Source organism: Mesorhizobium sp. B2-8-1, assembly GCF_006440955.1.
Classification (GTDB): Bacteria; Pseudomonadota; Alphaproteobacteria; order Rhizobiales; family Rhizobiaceae; genus Mesorhizobium.
The window spans coordinates 90,600-106,623 of the sequence record NZ_VFTX01000011.1; the positions used below are offsets into that span (position 1 = coordinate 90,600).

The following is a 16,024-nucleotide window of genomic DNA, read 5'->3' on the forward strand; positions in this document are numbered from 1 at the left end:
TCAGCAATGCACAAGAAGTCCGCTGTCGAAGCCAGGCCAGGTGAACCGCATCGTGGCGCCATGCCTCTCGATATGGATGACACGAGTGAAGGGCTCCTCCAGTGACGGGTACGATCCGTAGCACCGGCTAGCATGTACCACCCAGCCGGTCGGCGACTTGCGAAATGACGCGTGCTCGCAGCCGAACTCGGGCAGCGACAGGGCCGCTCGGTCTACGGAGTAGACGGTCTGGCGTTGGATGTCGGCGGCCGCGTGGCAGTTCAGTCGGTCGCTGGACCAAGTCCCGACATAGGGCGACGCCGCCAGCGCAGCACCAGTCGCGAATGCGGACATTGCCATCGTAATCACCAAACGTCGCATCACCACCCCTCGATCAGTGCGCTCGACCATACAGGCTGTTGGGTTGCGAGAGATAAGTTTTCGTCCAAGGAGCCGACAATGCAGCCGTTCCGGATTTCGCTTATGCTTTTGCGTGGATGATGCGACTGTGCGGGACGGTATGCGGCCAGCATTTGGCTTTCACAACGCTTTCCCAGGGACATTTGATGATCACCCGTAAACTGGCCTTCGTCTTCGCGGGTCTGCTCAGTTCGATGCAGGTGGCGAACGCCGGGGAATGCTTGCTGAGCCATGCCACCTATCGGGAGCAGCGCTCCGGTGCGGTCATGCAATTCCGGCCGCTCGCCAATGAGCCGGCGGCACTGACGGCGCAGGTGTTTTCGCTGGCCGTGCCCAAGACCGATATCCGCCTCCCGGCCGATATCACCTGGACCAACGGCAGGAATTCGTTGCCGCTCGGCACCATCCGCCATCCCTGCACCGACGATGACCGCGAAGCGGGGCTGCAGGACGGCAGCGGCCTGTGCAGGATATGGGAGGGCCAAGTCTATGCCTTGACCGGAGGCGGCGCCGAGCAGTTGAACTCGCGCGAAGCGACGCCGGCGCCGAAAGGGCTGCTGCTGCCGGATTTCGGCGTGGCTTTCACCGATTGGGTCGACTTCGCCAACGCCAACCCCGGTGGCTCGGCGTGGGATGTCTTCACTTTGACAGGATGCAGCGATGAATAGCGCCATGATATCGATCGTCTGGGGCAGCGCCCTGTTTGCGTCCGTGGCAATATCGGCCGTGGCACGAGCGGATGAACCGGCGCCGTCGCGCCCGCCCATCGACAAATGCGCCTGGGAAAGGCTGACCGACAAAACCGTCGGGCTCGCCGCCTGGGTGCAGCGCTGCGATTTCGGTTTCCGCCAGATCCACTTTGAGTTCGCAGGCGAGGCGCTCGCCGTCAAATACAGCGATGGCGGCGCGGCCGATCCTCTGGTTGAGGTATTCGACATCAAGCCCGGCGAAACTGCCGAAGCCGCGTTGCAGCGGCTGTTCCTGGAAAAGACCGACAACGCCGTCGGCGCACGCTGCGTGCTCGCCCCCTACACGGAAGGAACCGTGCCCGCCGGTGTCAAACGCTATACATTCAGCCCCGACGCCGCCTACGCGAAAGAGCTGAAGGCACTTGCCGACCCCAACGAGGTCCCCGAACCGCCCTGCGGCGACTGGGGCGAGATGCCCGATGGCATCCAGTATTTCGAGATACCGGCGGGTGCGGCGCAAAAGCTGCTGTTTGTCCGGATTGGCCAGGACGAGCCGCTGTTTGATGAGCAGACGCTGCGAGTGTTGCCGGCGGAATAGGTGCTGAGGTCAGAGGCTGATCTGGATTGGAAGGATCGCAGCGGCGCCTTCTATGCCTCTACATATTCTGCCAGGCTGACACTTTCGGGCACATCCAACCCATCGGCACGCAAGCCCTCGATATGAAAGCGTATTGCGTCGCGAATCTCGTTTTCCACCTCAGGCACCGTCGCGCCGGTCGCGATACAGCCGGGCAGGTCCGGCACATAAGCAGAAAAATTATCTCCTGCTTTTTCAATCACCACAGCGTAACGCATGTCGTCACTCCTTTAACCCGGACTGCTTGAGGATGCTGTTCAATGTCCCTGGTGCAACCTCTTCAGACGACTTGCCGGCCACGGTGACGCGGCCGGCTTTTATCTTGTGCTTATATTGGCGATGGCTGCCCTTGGTTGCAACCAGATACCAGCCATCGGTCTCCAGCAAGCGAATGACTTCGCGGACTGTAAGCCGAGGCGGCATCAGCTCTCAGCTGCACCCGCTCGTGCTTCCACACGTATCGCACTTCTCGCAGGTGCCGTTCCGCACCATGGTGAAGTTGTGGCATTCCGAGCATTCGTTGCCGGTGTAGCCCTGCATCAGCGATTGCTGGCGCCGGGTGGCGGCGAGCGCCTTGGCTTCCGCGGCTTCGTGCGCGGCGGCGTTGGAGAACAGCCCCTCGGCACCCGAAGCCTCGGCTTCCTCCTCGGCGATGTCCTCGACCAGTTCCCTGGCGCGTTCCTCATAGTCGCGCTTGTAGGCGATGGCCTCGTCGCTCGCCGGCTTCAGCGCCAGCACGTTGGAGCCAGAGAAGGCCGTCGGCGCCACGCGGGCAGGGGCCGTGGCCGGGCCAGACCCGCCAAATCCCTTAGGCTCGGCGCCCGACACCAGCTTGACCGGCGAGGCACCGCGATAAAGGCCCTTGGAGAACGGCGTGGCCTTGCCTTCGGTGATGCCGCGGCCAAGTGCCGTCTTGTCAAAATCCGACTGGTCGACATGGGCGAGGTCGTGGCGGTTGAGATAAGAGACCGCAAGTTCGCGGAACACGTAGTCGAGGATCGACGTCGCGTTCTTGATCGCGTCATTGCCCTGCACCATGCCGGCCGGCTCGAACTTGGTGAAGGTGAAGGCTTCGACAAATTCCTCCAGCGGCACGCCATATTGCAGGCCGAGCGAGATGGCGATGGCAAAATTGTTCATCATCGCCCGGAAGGCAGCGCCTTCCTTGTGCATGTCGATGAAGATCTCGCCGAGACGCCCGTCGTCGAACTCGCCGGTGCGCAGGTAGACCTTGTGGCCGCCGACGACCGCCTTCTGCGTATACCCCTTGCGGCGGTTCGGCAGTTTTTCGCGGTCGCGGTAGAGACGCTCCACGACGCGCTCGACGATCTTTTCGGTGACCTGCACCGCACGCTGCGCGGCAGGCGCGGCGACCAACTGTTCGATCGCCTCGTCCTCGTCCTCCTCGCCATCGGCGAGCAGCGAGGCATTGAGCGGCTGCGAGAGCTTCGAGCCGTCGCGGTAGAGCGCGTTGGCCTTCAGCGCCAGCTTCCACGACAGCATGTAGGCGTTCTTGGCGTCCTCCACCGTGGCGTCATTCGGCATGTTGATGGTCTTGGAAATGGCGCCGGAAATGAAAGGCTGTGCCGCCGCCATCATCTGGATGTGGCTGTTGATCGACAGCGAGCGCTTGCCGATCTTGCCGCAGGGGCTGGCGCAGTCGAACACGGGAAGGTGTTCGGCTTTGAGGAAGGGCGCTCCCTCGAGCGTCATCGCACCGCAGACATGGATGTTGGCGGCTTCGATGTCCTTCCTGGAGAAGCCCAGCGCCGGCAGCATCTCGAACGAGAAGTCGTTGAGCTGCTCGTCGGTGAAGCCAAAGGTCTCCTTCACCCAGTCGGCGCCCAGCGTCCACTGGTTGAAGACGAACTTGATGTCGAAGGCCGACTTCAGCGCGGCATTCAGCGCCGCGATCTTGTCGTCGGTGAAGCCCTTGGCCTTGAGCGAGCCGGGGTTGATGCCGGGCGCCTGGTTGAGATTGCCATGGCCGACGGCGTAAGCCTCGATCTCGGCGATCTGGCTTTCCGAATAGCCCAGCGTGCGCAGCGCTTCCGGCACGGCGCGGTTGATGATCTTGAAATAGCCGCCGCCGGCGAGCTTCTTGAACTTCACCAGCGCGAAGTCGGGTTCGATGCCTGTTGTGTCGCAATCCATGACCAGCCCGATCGTGCCGGTCGGCGCGATGACGGTCGCCTGCGCGTTGCGATAGCCGTGCTCCTCGCCGAGTTCGATGGCGCGGTCCCAAGCAGCCTTGGCGTGCGTCGCCAACTCCTGCTGCTTGAGGTCGGAAGCGACCAGCGGCACCGGGTTGACGGCCAGCTTCTCGTAGCCGTCCTTGTCGCCATAGGCGGCGCGGCGATGATTGCGCATGACGCGCAGCATGTTCTGCGCATTGCGGTCGTAATCGGGGAAGGCGCCGAGCTCGGACGCCATCTCCGCCGAGGTGGCGTAGGCGGTGCCGGTCATGACGGCGGTGAGCGCGGCGCAGATGGCGCGGCCCTCATCGGAATCGTAGGGAATGCCCGAGGTCATCAACAGGCCGCCAATATTGGCATAGCCGAGGCCCAGCGTGCGGTAGTCGTAGGAGAGCTTGGCGATCTCCTTCGACGGGAACTGCGCCATCATGACCGAGATTTCCAGCACCATGGTCCATAGCCGCACCGTATGCTCATAGGCAGCGATGTCGATCGTGCCGTCGGCATTGCGGTAGGGGAGCAGATTGATCGAGGCGAGATTGCAGGCCGTGTCGTCGAGGAACATGTATTCCGAGCACGGGTTGGATGCCCGGATCGCACCGGCGGATGCGCAGGTGTGCCAGTCGTTCATCGTCGTGTTGAAGTGCAGGCCCGGATCGGCGGATGCCCAAGCGGCGTAGCCGATCTTTTCCCAGAGATCCCTGGCCTTCAGCGTCTTCAGCACCTTGCCGTCCTTGCGGGCGGTGAGATGCCAGTCGGCATCATCCTCGACGGCGCGCAGGAAATTGTCCTTCAGCGACACCGAATTGTTGGAGTTCTGGCCCGACACGGTGAGGTAGGCGTCGGAATCCCAGTCGGTGTCGTAGGTCTTGAACGACATCGAGGTGTAGCCCTGCTTGGCGAACTGGATGACGCGGTAGATATAGTTCTCCGGCACCGCGTCCTTTTTGGCCGCCTTGATCTCGCGCTTCAGTGCGGTGTTGACGGCGGGGTCGAAGCAGTCGTCGTCATGGCCTTCGCAGTTGACGCAGGCCTTCATGATCGCTTCGAGATGCTTCTTGACGATCTTGGAGCCGGTCACCAGCGAGGCGACCTTCTGCTCTTCATTGACCTTCCAGTCGATGAATTCCTCGATGTCGGGGTGATCGGCGTCGACGATGACCATCTTGGCGGCGCGGCGCGTCGTGCCGCCCGACTTGATGGCGCCCGCGGCGCGGTCGCCGATCTTGAGGAAGCTCATCAGGCCGGACGAACGGCCGCCGCCGGACAGCTTTTCGCCCTCGCCGCGCAGCAGCGAGAAATTGGAGCCGGTGCCCGAGCCGTATTTGAACAGGCGCGCCTCGCGCACCCACAGATCCATGATGCCGCCCTCATTGACGAGGTCGTCCTGCACGCCCTGGATGAAGCAGGCATGCGGCTGCGGGTGCTCGTAGGAGGATTTCGACTTCGTCAGCTTGCCGGTGAACGGGTCGACATAGAAGTGGCCCTGGCTCGGGCCGTCTATGCCATAGGCCCAGTGCAGGCCGGTGTTGAACCATTGCGGCGAGTTCGGCGCCACGCGCTGGGTGGCCAGCATATAGGCAAGCTCGTCGCGGAAGGCGCGCGCGTCTTCCTCCGACTTGAAATAGCCGCCCTTCCAGCCCCAATAGGTCCAGGTGCCGGCCAACCGGTCGAAGACCTGGCGGGCGTCGATCTCGGACCCGTAGCGCTCGGCTTCCGGCAACTTGGCAAGTTCGGCCTCGTCGGCGACTGAGCGCCACAGGAAGGAGGGAACATCGTTCTCCTCGACCTTCTTCAGCCGCGCGGGGACGCCGGCCTTGCGGAAATATTTCTGCGCCAGGATGTCGGCGGCGACCTGGGAGAATTGCGCCGGCACGTCGATATTGTCCAAGCGGAACACCACCGAGCCATCCGGATTCTTGATCTCGGAGAGCGCCTTGCGGAATTCGATCTCCGCGTAAGCCGATTGTCCCTGTCTGGTGAAACGACGCTCGATGCGCATTGGTCCGGTCCCTTTTGTCTATATATAGCGCTTTCGTCAGGAGATTTCTGCTCCCAATGCGAAACGCGCATGTCCGCCGTCTGCCGGCGTTCGAAAACGGCCGGCTCTCCATTTTCGCGGTCTTCGTCCGCCTTGCTGGTCAAACTTCTTGCGAAGCGCCTGTCCAACTCACCGACGAACCCGCGGGTCCCTCAAAACTGATTTTTTCCGATTCCCTCACTCGAGGGAAATTCACATTATCTAGCGTCGAACCTGCCTGCAAACACTAAATATAGTGTTAACAGACAATTTATTCCAGTCCGACAATTCTCCCTTTTATCGCCCACGCCCCACAATCCCAACGCTTCCGCCAGCCTCGTAAACAGGCGGAAATGTGGGGAAAAACGCACATAATCCGGGAAAAAGACCGGGCTCAGAACTTTCCGGTCGCGCTCTCAACAGGAGCGCATGGCCTATAAAAGGCGACTCGTTTTGCGCCGTCAAGGATTCGTTTGCGTAGCTTTTGTGACCTCAACATCTTGTGTGTCACACATGTGGATAACGGGGATAGAATGGAGCTGCCGCGGTAGCCCCCGGCCGAGGGGACAAAGACGCGCTTGTCAGGCTTCGCGACGGCTCCGGGGCGTGATCCAGGCACAGACCATCTGGCGCATCCGACGTCGCGGATCAGCCGTAATGCGTCCTGGGCTTCGGCTCGGTTCCGGTGAAGTGCACCCCGATCCGGCCGTTGCGGCGCCAGCGGACCTCGCATCGATAGCCGATGCCGTCGACGGGCACATAGAGAAGGAAATGATCCGGAATCGTTGCTTCGGGCGGAACCTTGAGTTCGGCGCCACCTTCATTTTGATTGCGCAGCGTGCAGCCAACTTCCGAATTCGAGATGCCCGTGATGATCGTGCCGCCCTTGAGCACGCGCTGGCGATGCTCGCGCTTGTGCTCGTCGGATCTCTCTGGATTGGGATTTGCGGGATTTGTCATCGGTAAAACGCCAGGATCGGATCAGATCCTATTACGTCTTCATTAGAAAAGCATTCACGCCGCAGGCGCCCCCGTCCGAGCTGCTTGGTGGCGCGGCCGGTCCCGGTTCAGGCAAACCGACGCGGGTCGGCGCAGAAATAGGCGATGATCTGGCAAAGATCCGGTTCGTTGACCATGCGCACCGCTTCGCTCGAACTGACCCATTTGCGGGTGCGGGAGCGTTTTTCCTTCCAATGGTCGGCGACCTTGTCGACATGCAGCGGGAACACCAATACCTCGCATGGCACTTCCTCGCCGGAGGCCAGGGCCTTGGCGTAGAAGTAGCGGCCGGCCTCGAGATGCGAGATCGTCCCGCGCAGTCCGGCTTCCTCGACAGCCTCGCGCGCCGCGGCTTCGCAAAGCGGCTCCCTGGCTTCAGGCCAGCCCTTCGGAAGCACCCAGCGGCCGGTATCGCGGCTGGTAATCAGCATGATCTCGACGCTGTTTCCGGTTTCGCGCCAGGGCAGGGCGGCTACCTGCAGACGGCACGGCGCGGTGCCGAAGAGTCGCCGGACCCTTTCGGCCAGATGGTTGTGCGTCGTTGGCCTCGTCAGCATCGGAGAAGCTAGCCCCAGCCTCCAGAATCGTTTGCCGTCTCACGAATCTTACGGCTAATTATCGGCAATAAAAGTAAAAACTTTCATCAGGATGGCCGATTTTCGCCAATAGACGCCGATTTCCGCGCGCCAGCCAGCCTCGCGAGACCCTTTGCCTAGTGGATGAGACTTCCCTGCGGCTCGATTTGCAGCAGGTTGCTTGCCGCGAATCAGCCGGCGTGATCGTCGGCGATCGGCTTCTGGTAGGTGAAGCCCATGTCCCAGGGAAAATAGATCCAGGTATCCTGACTGACCTCGGTGACGAAAGTATCGACCAGCGGCCGCCCCTTCGGTTTGGCGTAGACGGTGGCGAAATGCGCCTTCGGCATCATGGCGCGCACGATGCCAGCCGTCTTGCCGGTGTCGGTCAGGTCGTCGATAATCAGCACGCCCGCGCCGTCGTCGGCAAGCAGGGCCGGCGTGACCTCCTTCAGCACCTGCAGCTGACCCTGGCTGCTGTAGTCATGATAGGAGGCGACGCAGACCGTCTCGATAACGCGTATGCCAAGCTCCCGCGAGATGATCGCCGCCGGCACGAGGCCGCCGCGCGTGATGCAGACGATCGCTTTCCATTGCGCCTTGTTGGTGCCGGCAAGCCGCCAGGCGAGCGCGCGCGCATCGCGGTGGAACTGGTCCCAGGAGACCGGAAAGGCTTTTTCGGGAAGGGACATCTTTCGCGCACTCCGCAGCACGCGCGGTCGCGCGCAGAAAACAGGGGAATGCGCGCGGAAGTAACTGGAAAACCTCGCGCTTGGCAAGAGCGGCCGCAAACGACACTGTGAACTTACCGCGACAGGAAAGCCGCCACCGGCGCGGTGCGCAGCACGGAGCGCGTCACTCCGCCGAACAGGAGCTGGCGCAGCCACGAGTGGCTGTAGGCGCCAAGCACCAGCAAATCGGCGCCGGTCTCCGCGATCCTGGTCTGGATCACCTCGTCGACCGAGGTGCCGCCCGATCTCTGCACCGAGACACTCACGCTGGCGCCATGACGCGACAAGGCGGAAGCGATTTCCGCTCCGGCGGCCTCGGGGCGTTCATCGAGCGTGTCCGGCGGATCGATGACCAGAATGTCGGTTTTGTCGGCCTCGATGATGAAGGGCAGCGCATCGAAGGCGGCGCGTGCGGCCTCCTTGCTGCCGTTCCAGGCAAGCAGCACACGCTTGAAGGTGGTGATCAGCGGACCCAGGTGCGGCACTACCAGCACCGGCCGTCCGGCGTCGTAGACCAGTGTGTCGACGTCGGCGCTCGCATCGCCGCCCGTCTCGCGCTGCGCGGCGATGATCAGGTCGGCGGCACGCACGCTTGAAATGCCGGTCAGGGCGCTGTCGCCGGAAAAACTCTCCAGGCTGTGCCATTCGAAGGACAGGCCGGAATTCTCGATATGCCTGAGAAACGCGGCCCGCAGCTTTTCGGCCCGTTCGCGGTTCATGTCGGCCGAAACCTGCAGGAACTCGGTGTCGGGAAAGCCGGTGGCCGACGTGTAGGGCACCGGAAGCGCTTCGGCGTGGATGCCGATCAGATGGCTCTGGAAGCGGCCGGCAAGCGGAATGGCGAAGTCGAGCACGCGCTCCGCGTCCTGCTCGTTCTGCAGAATGGCGACGATGGTCTTGAAGCGCATGGTGATCCCCTCATTTTGCGAGCGATCCGCCCGCGGCAAGGAAACGTCGCCGCGTTGTGCTTGGTTCCGGCCTGGACCGGATCAGCTCGCGCTGCTGGCAAAGCCGGCCACCATCGCCTCGACATCGGCGCGCGCGGCGTCCAGGGCCTGCTGGCTGCGGGCACGGACCACCAGTTCGGTCCAGAACTTGCCGTCGCCGTATTTCGGATAGGAGCCGATGATCGTGTCCGGATGCGCTTTCTGGATCTCGCCCAGCGGCCCGCCGACGAGACCTTCGCCGAACGGGCAATGCACCGCTGCCGACAGCATTTTCGTGCCGGCTTTCAGCGTCGGCACGACATTGTCGAGCATGGCCTGGAAGATCGAGGGCACGCCCGCCATCACGTGGACATTTCCGATGCGGAATCCGGGCGCGACCGACACCGGATTGTCGATATGGTCGGCGCCGCGCGGCATTCGGGCCATGCGCTTGCGGGCCTCGGTGTATTCGATGCCGCGAGCGGCATAGCTTGCTTCCAGCAGGGCATAGGCCTTGGCATCGTATTCGCACGGCACGCCGAAGGCCTTGGCAATCGAATCGGCTGTGATGTCGTCATGGGTCGGGCCGATGCCGCCGGTTGTGAACACATAGGTATAGCGAGCCCGCACCGCATTTACCGCGGCGACAATCTCGTCTTCCTCATCGGGAACGATGCGCACCTCCTTCAGGTCGATGCCGATGGCCGTCATGATGTCAGCCAGATGGCCGATATTCCTGTCCTTGGTGCGGCCGGACAGGATCTCATCGCCGATGACGAGCATGGCGGCGGTAACGATTTCGGACATCGATGGCTCCGGCAAAAACGGGTCGCCTGAAATAGCGCGGCACGCGGCCAGCGGCAATGCCATCCGACCGGTGAACAAACTGTGCCCGCATACGCGGTATTCCCCGAATATTGGCGCCCTAAGTACCCTGGCGTGGCTGGGGCGGGCGAGGATCATCACGTCAAGGAGACGCAAATGGCCAAAGTACTTGTTCTCTACTATTCGAGCTGGGGTCACATGGAGCAGATGGCCAAGGCCGCAGCCGAAGGCGCTCGCGAAGCCGGTGCCGAGGTGACCATCAAGCGCGTCGCCGAACTCGTGCCCGAAGCGGTCGCCAAGGCCGCCCACTACAAGCTCGACCAGGAAGCGGCGATCGCCAGCCCGCTGGAACTGAGCGACTATGACGCGATCATCGTCGGCGCCTCGACGCGTTACGGAATGATGTGCGCGCAACTGAAGAACTTCTTCGACCAGACCGGCCCGCTATGGGGCAAGGGCGCGCTGATCAACAAGATCGGCTCGGTGATGTCTTCGACCGCGACCCAGCACGGCGGCGCGGAACTGGCGCTGATCAGCACCCAGGCCATGCTTCAGCACCACGGCATGATCATCGTTCCCCTGTCCTATGCCTATCAGGCTCAGATGGGCAACGATGTCGTGCGTGGGGGGGCGCCCTACGGCATGACCACCACAAGCGACAGCGACGGTTCGCGCCAGCCTTCGGCGCAGGAACTCGAAGGCGCGAAGTTCCAGGGCGGGCGCGTCGCCGAAATCGCCGCGAAGCTGCACGGCTGATCGTTGTGCCGCCGGTGCCTGCCGGCGTTGCTCCTGCTGGCGATGCTTGTGGTCCACGCCGTGGATCGTCGCTTCACCGACGCTTCACAACGAATTCAAGGAACCATTCGGCTGATGACTGGTTTGCCCCGTGTCGCACCCAAGGCGACGAAGACAAAACGGAGTGATCCAATGTACAAAAAGCTTTTCGCGGCATTCGTTCTGACGGCCGGTCTTGCCACATCGGCGATGGCGCAGTCGACTGACGGCAGGTATTACAACCATGACAGTTGGTGGAACAATTGGTCGCTGTTCGGCAATGAGGATTCATCAGCCATCGACCAGAGCACCACCGGGAGCATCAACGCATACGGCTCCGGGTTGAGCACCCAAGGCAATACCGGTGGGATGGGCCCATGTGCTCACAACACTCCAGGTCCGGACGCCAATGCTCAAGGCAACGTCAATGACCAGTACTGCGGCAAATAATCAGCCGTAAGCTCCCTGCTGACCGTAGGACGTTTTCTCTCCCGACGTCCGCGGTCGGCGCTCCGGGGCGGCCGGCCTTTGGGGCGATCGGGCTTTGGGCTGAAAGATCAGTCGGAAACCTCGGTCTGCGGCCGGTCGCGTCCATCAGCCAGTTCCTCATGCCATTTGCCGTCGGCATCCTCGTACTGGATGCCGTCCGTCGACCCCGCGACCTGCTGCTCGGCTGAAGCGATCTCGGCGGCCCGCAACGCGTCCTGATGCGTGGGAAACGTCTCCGAGAAGGTCGCTCCGACCTTGTAGGCCCAGCCGCCGTCATGCTCGACTATCTTGTAAGTCAGCTTCGCCATCAAAAACCTCCGGTTTAAAGGTCCGTCCGCTCAATGCAGGCGGTCGTCGGACAGCTTGTCGTCTGGCACCAGCACTTCCGATTCCCTGGCGGCTTCGATAAGGGCCCGGCGCGCATCCGCTGTCGAACGATAACCTTCCAGCACTTTGAGGCAAGTGTCGAGAGCATCACGATGACGGGGGCCGCGATTGAGCGGCCAAACCGTCATCAGGCACTCCGCCGCCTCTTGGTACTGCGGATGTGGCGATATTTGCCGACATGGCCGAGTTCGACCACGACCGGTGTTTCAAAAGGCTTGTTGTCCATCATGGCCGCAACGCAAAGCAGTCAATTTGGTTGCAACCGTGTCCTCAGCCTGCGCCCAAACGTCCCAGACCTCCTTGGAAGCTCCATTGCGCGGTCGTTCGACGACGCGTTCCGCCCTTCTCGGAAGGGTCGCTCAGCCCGCCGCCTTCATCCAGTGCTGCATCGTCGTCACCGAGCGCGCGAGCTGCGGCGCGGGATGGATCGTCTCGCTGAACGTGGCGGCCGCTCGCCACCCCCAGCGCGGGTCGGCGAGGAAGGCGCGCGCCAGCGCAACCATGTCGGCGCGGCCTTCGGCGATGATCGCCTCTGCCTGCTTGGGATCGTCGATCAGACCGACCGCGCGGGTAGGGATGCCGGCGCCCCTGCGCACGGCTTCCGCCAGATGCACCTGATAGCCGGGGCCGGAGGGCAGTTTCTGCAAGGGCGAATTGCCGCCGCTCGAGCAACAGAGATAAGCGACGCCTTCGGCCTTCAGCGCTTTCGCCACTTCGATCGCATCCTCGACGTCGAAACCGCCATCGACCCAATCCTTGACCGACAGCCGGGCGCCCAGCATCAGTTTTGGCGCTGCCTTTTTCACCGCCTTGGCGATCTCGACGACAAGACGCATGCGGTTTTCCAGCGAGCCGCCCCAGCGGTCCGTGCGTTGGTTGGAGAGCGGCGACAGGAACTGGAAGATCAGGTAGCCGTGCGCCGCGTGCAGCTCGATGAAGTCGAAGCCCGCGCGTTCGGCCCGCCTCGCCGACTCGGCGAACCGCTCGATGAGCTGGAGGATCTCCTCTTCCTCCAGCGCTCGCGGCACGTTCCAGCCGGTATCGTAGGCGATTGCCGAGGCCGAGACGGTCTGCCAGGGATCCTCGTTCGGCTGCAGCGGTCCGCCCCCCTCCCAGGGCTTGCGGTTCGAGGCCTTGCGGCCGGCATGGGCAAGCTGAGTGCCGAATTTGGTGCCGGGTGCGGCCACGCGCCTTGCTGCGTCCAGGGCGCGGCGCGCAGCGGCTTCATTGTCTTCGGAATAGAGGCCGAGGCAGCCATGGCTGATGCGGCCACGCCGCTCGACATCGGTCATCTCGACCGTGACCATGCCGGCGCCGGACATTGCCAGGTTCATCCAGTGGTGGAGATGCCAGTCGCTCGCCGAGCCGTCCTCAGCCGAATACTGGCACATCGGCGCGACGGCGATGCGGTTGGGAAAGCTCAAGCCATCGAGCGTGATCGGCTGGAAAAGCGATGTGGTCATGAACGAAACTCCGGGAATAGGATGCGCTATTTAGGCGATCGATCGCCGCCATGCCACACACGAGAGAGTGAAATGCTTACTGGACCAACCGCTGCCCCGATTGCGTGAACGCCGGTTCGCGGCTACGCCTCCCGGGCAACGTGGAGGCAGCCGATGGAAGATCGTATCCGCATCCGTTCTGAAGAAATCCTATCCGACGACTGGGCGATTCTGAAGAAGACCGTCCTCGACTACCGTCGCCGCGACGGACAATGGGAGACACAAATCCGCCAGACTTACGATCGCGGCGATGGCGCGGTGATCCTGCCCTATGATCCCCAGCGTTCAACCGTGCTCCTGGTGCGCCAGTTCCGCTATCCCGCCTATGTCACAGGCCACCGCGAACCGCTGGTCGAGGCCTGCGCGGGACTGCTCGACGAAAACGATCCGGAGACCTGCATCCGCAAGGAGGCGGAGGAAGAGCTCGGCTATCGGCTGAACCATGTGGAGCGGCTGTTTTCGCCCTATATGAGCCCGGGCAGCGTCACCGAGCGGCTCTGGTTCTTCACCGCCCTCTATTCGCCCGCCGACCGCATTTCGGCCGGTGGCGGCGCAGCGGACGAAGGCGAGGACATCGAGGTGCTGGAAATGCCGCTCGACGAGGCTCTGGCCGGCATTGCCGATGGCCGCATCATCGACGCCAAGACCATCATCCTGATCCAGCATCTGAAGCTCCATCCGATCGCTGTTTGACCGATACCGGTCGCCCCTGCGGGACGAAGAATCGGTGCGGGGCGAATGAAAACGAACGTGTTTTGCACAACGCTTTTTGGGGACTGCATGGCCCCGATTGACGAGATCGCCTAGGTAGTTGAAACGAAAGGCGCGCGGACGTGGCGGAATTGGTAGACGCAAGGGACTTAAAATCCCTCGATCTCTGATCGTACGGGTTCGATTCCCGTCGTCCGCACCACCTTAACTCTACTTCAATGCTCTGCAGAGCCTAGCCGCCACCAACGGGTGCCACCCGGGTCTCTTAGCGGCGGCTCGGCGACCGTGCGCCGAGGCGCGCCGTCGGCTATGGGCCCTCGGCGAACGTTGCCACGATCCGCCGACCTGAAACGACGGATCGTGGCGTTCAAGCGCTCACTGGATAATCTTTACGATCTTGCGTGTGCCGGGATCCACGACGACGGTGTGATTGTCCACGACGACGTAGCGATATTTGACGTTGGGAATTTCATGAAGCTCGACCGTGTCGGGCAGGGCGGTCCCGACGTTGAGCTCGACGCCGGGAATCTTGACTGAGGCCAGAGGCTGTTTCTTTACGTATTCTTGTATGACGGTTTCGTCCTGCGGCTGAATGACCACATCCTGTGCGGCGGCGGCACCGATGCCGGCAAGCAGCAGGAATCCCACTACGACGGTTGTAAGATCGGTTCTCATTGTTGCTTCCTTTCTCTCTCGTTGGGCTTGACGCGAAGCGCGGTGGCGCCCGAAGGATTGCCAGGGTTGGCAAGGGCTCCCAATGCTGGCCATCGATCAGGGGAACCATCGTTCGATGGCCTGTCAGGCAATCGCTCTTAGACGCGTGAGTTCCAAACAACCGTGGGTTTGGGCCTTTTGCGCGCCACGATCTGACTTTGGTCGCATGTTCAATAGGACCCAAGCCCTAGCAGTGGAACCGCCGGTAGGAAGCGTGCGTTGCGTTTGCTAATGATTTTCAACTGGAGGCCGATCATGGCAGCCGGGCCCGCTGTGGTAAATTCTGGCGGCAGCGCTGCCGTGGCCATTGTTCTGGCAGGCGGAAAAAATATTCGGCGTCAAGATTGACGCTCCCAAAGCCAAAGTGCCGTCCGCATCGGCGAATCCGGCAGCTCCGTCGAATGGTGGCTGATGTCAATCCGACGCTTCGTGAGGCAAAGCATGACCCCTGGTTCCATCAAAACTGATGGCCGTGACCGTGTCACAATCCCCGACAACGACAATCACATGGCTGGCGTCGACACCAAGCCGCTCTTGAAAAGTATCCAGAGCGACGATTTTGCTGACGCGCTTTGCGCGAGAGCTGAGCGCTTCGCGACCAAGGTGGTCGTGGCAATGGCGATTTGTTTGACATCGACACTGGTCGCCGGCGCTTATTTTTTACTGGCGCCCTCTTGAGGGACCAGAAGCTCAAGCTGGAGAGCACGACCGGCCTCTCATACCCGGGCTGCGATTAAGCACTCATTTTCAACAGGGAAGACCCGCCTGGCTTCCTTCCCTTGTTGTCGGTCCGCCGCTCGCGGGCACGGCCCGGCAGGGTTGGCGATCAGCCGGGCCGGATTGCACAATATTAGTCGTTGCTGTCGTAGATCACCACTGGGTGACGCCGGTGGTGACGGCGTTCAGTTGAGCCCGTTATGACGACGGTGTCGCGGCGATGATGCCGGCGACCTTGGTCATAGAAAGCCACCGTGCCATGGCGCCGATGATGGAGGCGATGGCCCTGATCGTTGATCACTGCCACGTGACGGTGATGATGGCGATGGGTTTTGATGACGACGTCGGCTTCTGCCGCCGAAGCGACAACCGGCATTGCAACGAAAACGAGCGCCATGGCACTTGTCAGAAAAATCGCTTTCATAAGTGTTTCTCCATTCCAGATCCCTCGGGGTAGTTTCACGACAGCTCAAGCCGCACGAGATCTCGATTTGAGCTTTCTGCCTGCGAACTGAGCAGGGGGTTGGCACATGAAGGACCATTGCTGCACCCGTTCAACAAATGAAAGGAATGCGAGTACGTTCCTTGCAGGAGAGCTGATCGGACCTCTGCTGTAGGTATTCGGACCAAGGTCTTGCTGATGTTCTTGGACCTTCGTCCGCACTTGCGGGTTCGATGGCTCTTTTCTCGATGCAATTCTTTGAGTGTTCACTGCGCGATCGGGCGCGGGTACT

General features: G+C 62.0%; 19 protein-coding genes, 1 tRNA gene and 1 pseudogene. 7 read left to right on the top strand and 14 right to left on the bottom strand.

All coding sequences use genetic code 11. The features are described from left to right. Nucleotides 1–339 carry a hypothetical protein gene (locus FJ428_RS24790; RefSeq protein WP_224519152.1) on the bottom strand — a complete coding sequence of 113 codons (339 nt, stop codon included), beginning with the start codon at nucleotides 337–339 and terminating at the stop codon, nucleotides 1–3. Nucleotides 340–545: 206 nt separating this feature from the next. Here FJ428_RS24790 and FJ428_RS24795 point away from each other — a divergent pair, with 206 nt between their 5' ends. Then, nucleotides 546–1,067, top strand: a complete 522-nt coding sequence (locus FJ428_RS24795) for a hypothetical protein (protein ID WP_140517670.1) — start codon at nucleotides 546–548, stop codon at nucleotides 1,065–1,067. Beyond that, complete coding sequence (locus FJ428_RS24800; RefSeq protein WP_140517669.1) at nucleotides 1,060–1,686, top strand: hypothetical protein; 627 nt, start codon at nucleotides 1,060–1,062, stop codon at nucleotides 1,684–1,686. Before FJ428_RS24795 ends, FJ428_RS24800 begins: the two co-directional genes overlap by 8 nt. A gap of 50 nt (nucleotides 1,687–1,736) precedes the next feature. Here the strand turns inward: FJ428_RS24800 and FJ428_RS24805 are convergent, their stop codons facing one another. The 8 genes from FJ428_RS24805 to FJ428_RS24840 form a co-directional block, all read right to left on the bottom strand. Next, nucleotides 1,737–1,943 carry a type II toxin-antitoxin system HicB family antitoxin gene (locus FJ428_RS24805; protein ID WP_140880415.1) on the bottom strand — a complete coding sequence of 69 codons (207 nt, stop codon included), beginning with the start codon at nucleotides 1,941–1,943 and terminating at the stop codon, nucleotides 1,737–1,739. A 4-nt stretch (nucleotides 1,944–1,947) separates the two neighbouring features. Then, on the bottom strand, nucleotides 1,948–2,148 hold the full coding sequence (locus tag FJ428_RS24810) for a type II toxin-antitoxin system HicA family toxin (protein WP_140517667.1): 201 nt from the start codon (nucleotides 2,146–2,148) through the stop codon (nucleotides 1,948–1,950). Between the two features lie 6 nt (nucleotides 2,149–2,154). After that, a complete protein-coding gene (locus FJ428_RS24815) occupies nucleotides 2,155–5,922 on the bottom strand; it encodes a vitamin B12-dependent ribonucleotide reductase (RefSeq protein WP_140880416.1) in 3,768 nt (1,255 codons plus the stop codon). Between the two features lie 666 nt (nucleotides 5,923–6,588). Further along, a complete protein-coding gene (locus FJ428_RS24820) occupies nucleotides 6,589–6,900 on the bottom strand; it encodes a PilZ domain-containing protein (RefSeq protein ID WP_140493741.1) in 312 nt (103 codons plus the stop codon). Between the two features lie 107 nt (nucleotides 6,901–7,007). Beyond that, nucleotides 7,008–7,496: an NUDIX hydrolase gene (locus tag FJ428_RS24825; RefSeq protein WP_140493739.1), complete on the bottom strand. Its 489-nt coding sequence runs from the start codon at nucleotides 7,494–7,496 to the stop codon at nucleotides 7,008–7,010. A gap of 209 nt (nucleotides 7,497–7,705) precedes the next feature. After that, on the bottom strand, nucleotides 7,706–8,206 hold the full coding sequence (gpt, locus tag FJ428_RS24830; protein WP_140493737.1) for a xanthine phosphoribosyltransferase: 501 nt from the start codon (nucleotides 8,204–8,206) through the stop codon (nucleotides 7,706–7,708). 113 nt (nucleotides 8,207–8,319) lie between these two features. After that, nucleotides 8,320–9,153, bottom strand: a complete 834-nt coding sequence (locus tag FJ428_RS24835; protein ID WP_140493736.1) for a universal stress protein — start codon at nucleotides 9,151–9,153, stop codon at nucleotides 8,320–8,322. A gap of 81 nt (nucleotides 9,154–9,234) precedes the next feature. After that, nucleotides 9,235–9,978, bottom strand: a complete 744-nt coding sequence (locus FJ428_RS24840; protein WP_140517664.1) for a competence/damage-inducible protein A — start codon at nucleotides 9,976–9,978, stop codon at nucleotides 9,235–9,237. A gap of 174 nt (nucleotides 9,979–10,152) precedes the next feature. Between FJ428_RS24840 and wrbA the strand changes: the two genes are divergently transcribed. After that, nucleotides 10,153–10,752: an NAD(P)H:quinone oxidoreductase type IV gene (gene wrbA / locus FJ428_RS24845; protein WP_140671730.1), complete on the top strand. Its 600-nt coding sequence runs from the start codon at nucleotides 10,153–10,155 to the stop codon at nucleotides 10,750–10,752. A 171-nt stretch (nucleotides 10,753–10,923) separates the two neighbouring features. Then, nucleotides 10,924–11,220: a hypothetical protein gene (locus FJ428_RS24850; protein WP_140494988.1), complete on the top strand. Its 297-nt coding sequence runs from the start codon at nucleotides 10,924–10,926 to the stop codon at nucleotides 11,218–11,220. A gap of 107 nt (nucleotides 11,221–11,327) precedes the next feature. On the opposite strand, the gene FJ428_RS24855 is transcribed toward FJ428_RS24850, so the two are convergent. The 3 genes and pseudogenes from FJ428_RS24855 to FJ428_RS24865 form a co-directional block, all read right to left on the bottom strand. Beyond that, a complete protein-coding gene (locus FJ428_RS24855) occupies nucleotides 11,328–11,567 on the bottom strand; it encodes a DUF2188 domain-containing protein (protein WP_140493732.1) in 240 nt (79 codons plus the stop codon). Between the two features lie 30 nt (nucleotides 11,568–11,597). Continuing rightward, nucleotides 11,598–11,875 (bottom strand): annotated as a pseudogene (locus FJ428_RS30980) (DUF982 domain-containing protein). A gap of 130 nt (nucleotides 11,876–12,005) precedes the next feature. Next, on the bottom strand, nucleotides 12,006–13,109 hold the full coding sequence (locus FJ428_RS24865) for an NADH:flavin oxidoreductase/NADH oxidase (protein WP_140880417.1): 1,104 nt from the start codon (nucleotides 13,107–13,109) through the stop codon (nucleotides 12,006–12,008). A gap of 153 nt (nucleotides 13,110–13,262) precedes the next feature. Here FJ428_RS24865 and FJ428_RS24870 point away from each other — a divergent pair, with 153 nt between their 5' ends. After that, complete coding sequence (locus FJ428_RS24870; RefSeq protein WP_140522089.1) at nucleotides 13,263–13,841, top strand: NUDIX domain-containing protein; 579 nt, start codon at nucleotides 13,263–13,265, stop codon at nucleotides 13,839–13,841. Nucleotides 13,842–13,975: 134 nt separating this feature from the next. Beyond that, nucleotides 13,976–14,061: transfer RNA gene (locus tag FJ428_RS24875), tRNA-Leu, on the top strand. 173 nt (nucleotides 14,062–14,234) lie between these two features. Here the strand turns inward: FJ428_RS24875 and FJ428_RS24880 are convergent. Beyond that, nucleotides 14,235–14,534: a DUF1236 domain-containing protein gene (locus FJ428_RS24880; RefSeq protein WP_140880418.1), complete on the bottom strand. Its 300-nt coding sequence runs from the start codon at nucleotides 14,532–14,534 to the stop codon at nucleotides 14,235–14,237. A gap of 480 nt (nucleotides 14,535–15,014) precedes the next feature. Here FJ428_RS24880 and FJ428_RS24885 point away from each other — a divergent pair, with 480 nt between their 5' ends. After that, nucleotides 15,015–15,251, top strand: coding sequence for a hypothetical protein (locus tag FJ428_RS24885; protein WP_140558506.1), 237 nt, complete (start codon nucleotides 15,015–15,017; stop codon nucleotides 15,249–15,251). Between the two features lie 172 nt (nucleotides 15,252–15,423). Here FJ428_RS24885 and FJ428_RS24890 read toward each other — a convergent pair whose 3' ends face one another. Continuing rightward, on the bottom strand, nucleotides 15,424–15,714 hold the full coding sequence (locus FJ428_RS24890) for a hypothetical protein (RefSeq protein ID WP_140558505.1): 291 nt from the start codon (nucleotides 15,712–15,714) through the stop codon (nucleotides 15,424–15,426). Nucleotides 15,715–16,024 lie beyond the last annotated feature (310 nt).

Coding starts and splice junctions, on each gene's coding strand:
- FJ428_RS24790 (WP_224519152.1), bottom strand. CDS start 339: ATGGCAATGTCCGCATTCGCGACTGGTGCTGCGCTGGCGGCGTCGCCC.
- FJ428_RS24795 (WP_140517670.1), top strand. CDS start 546: ATGATCACCCGTAAACTGGCCTTCGTCTTCGCGGGTCTGCTCAGTTCG.
- FJ428_RS24800 (WP_140517669.1), top strand. CDS start 1,060: ATGAATAGCGCCATGATATCGATCGTCTGGGGCAGCGCCCTGTTTGCG.
- FJ428_RS24805 (WP_140880415.1), bottom strand. CDS start 1,943: ATGCGTTACGCTGTGGTGATTGAAAAAGCAGGAGATAATTTTTCTGCT.
- FJ428_RS24810 (WP_140517667.1), bottom strand. CDS start 2,148: ATGCCGCCTCGGCTTACAGTCCGCGAAGTCATTCGCTTGCTGGAGACC.
- FJ428_RS24815 (WP_140880416.1), bottom strand. CDS start 5,922: ATGCGCATCGAGCGTCGTTTCACCAGACAGGGACAATCGGCTTACGCG.
- FJ428_RS24820 (WP_140493741.1), bottom strand. CDS start 6,900: ATGACAAATCCCGCAAATCCCAATCCAGAGAGATCCGACGAGCACAAG.
- FJ428_RS24825 (WP_140493739.1), bottom strand. CDS start 7,496: ATGCTGACGAGGCCAACGACGCACAACCATCTGGCCGAAAGGGTCCGG.
- gpt (WP_140493737.1), bottom strand. CDS start 8,206: ATGTCCCTTCCCGAAAAAGCCTTTCCGGTCTCCTGGGACCAGTTCCAC.
- FJ428_RS24835 (WP_140493736.1), bottom strand. CDS start 9,153: ATGCGCTTCAAGACCATCGTCGCCATTCTGCAGAACGAGCAGGACGCG.
- FJ428_RS24840 (WP_140517664.1), bottom strand. CDS start 9,978: ATGTCCGAAATCGTTACCGCCGCCATGCTCGTCATCGGCGATGAGATC.
- wrbA (WP_140671730.1), top strand. CDS start 10,153: ATGGCCAAAGTACTTGTTCTCTACTATTCGAGCTGGGGTCACATGGAG.
- FJ428_RS24850 (WP_140494988.1), top strand. CDS start 10,924: ATGTACAAAAAGCTTTTCGCGGCATTCGTTCTGACGGCCGGTCTTGCC.
- FJ428_RS24855 (WP_140493732.1), bottom strand. CDS start 11,567: ATGGCGAAGCTGACTTACAAGATAGTCGAGCATGACGGCGGCTGGGCC.
- FJ428_RS24865 (WP_140880417.1), bottom strand. CDS start 13,109: ATGACCACATCGCTTTTCCAGCCGATCACGCTCGATGGCTTGAGCTTT.
- FJ428_RS24870 (WP_140522089.1), top strand. CDS start 13,263: ATGGAAGATCGTATCCGCATCCGTTCTGAAGAAATCCTATCCGACGAC.
- FJ428_RS24880 (WP_140880418.1), bottom strand. CDS start 14,534: ATGAGAACCGATCTTACAACCGTCGTAGTGGGATTCCTGCTGCTTGCC.
- FJ428_RS24885 (WP_140558506.1), top strand. CDS start 15,015: ATGACCCCTGGTTCCATCAAAACTGATGGCCGTGACCGTGTCACAATC.
- FJ428_RS24890 (WP_140558505.1), bottom strand. CDS start 15,714: ATGAAAGCGATTTTTCTGACAAGTGCCATGGCGCTCGTTTTCGTTGCA.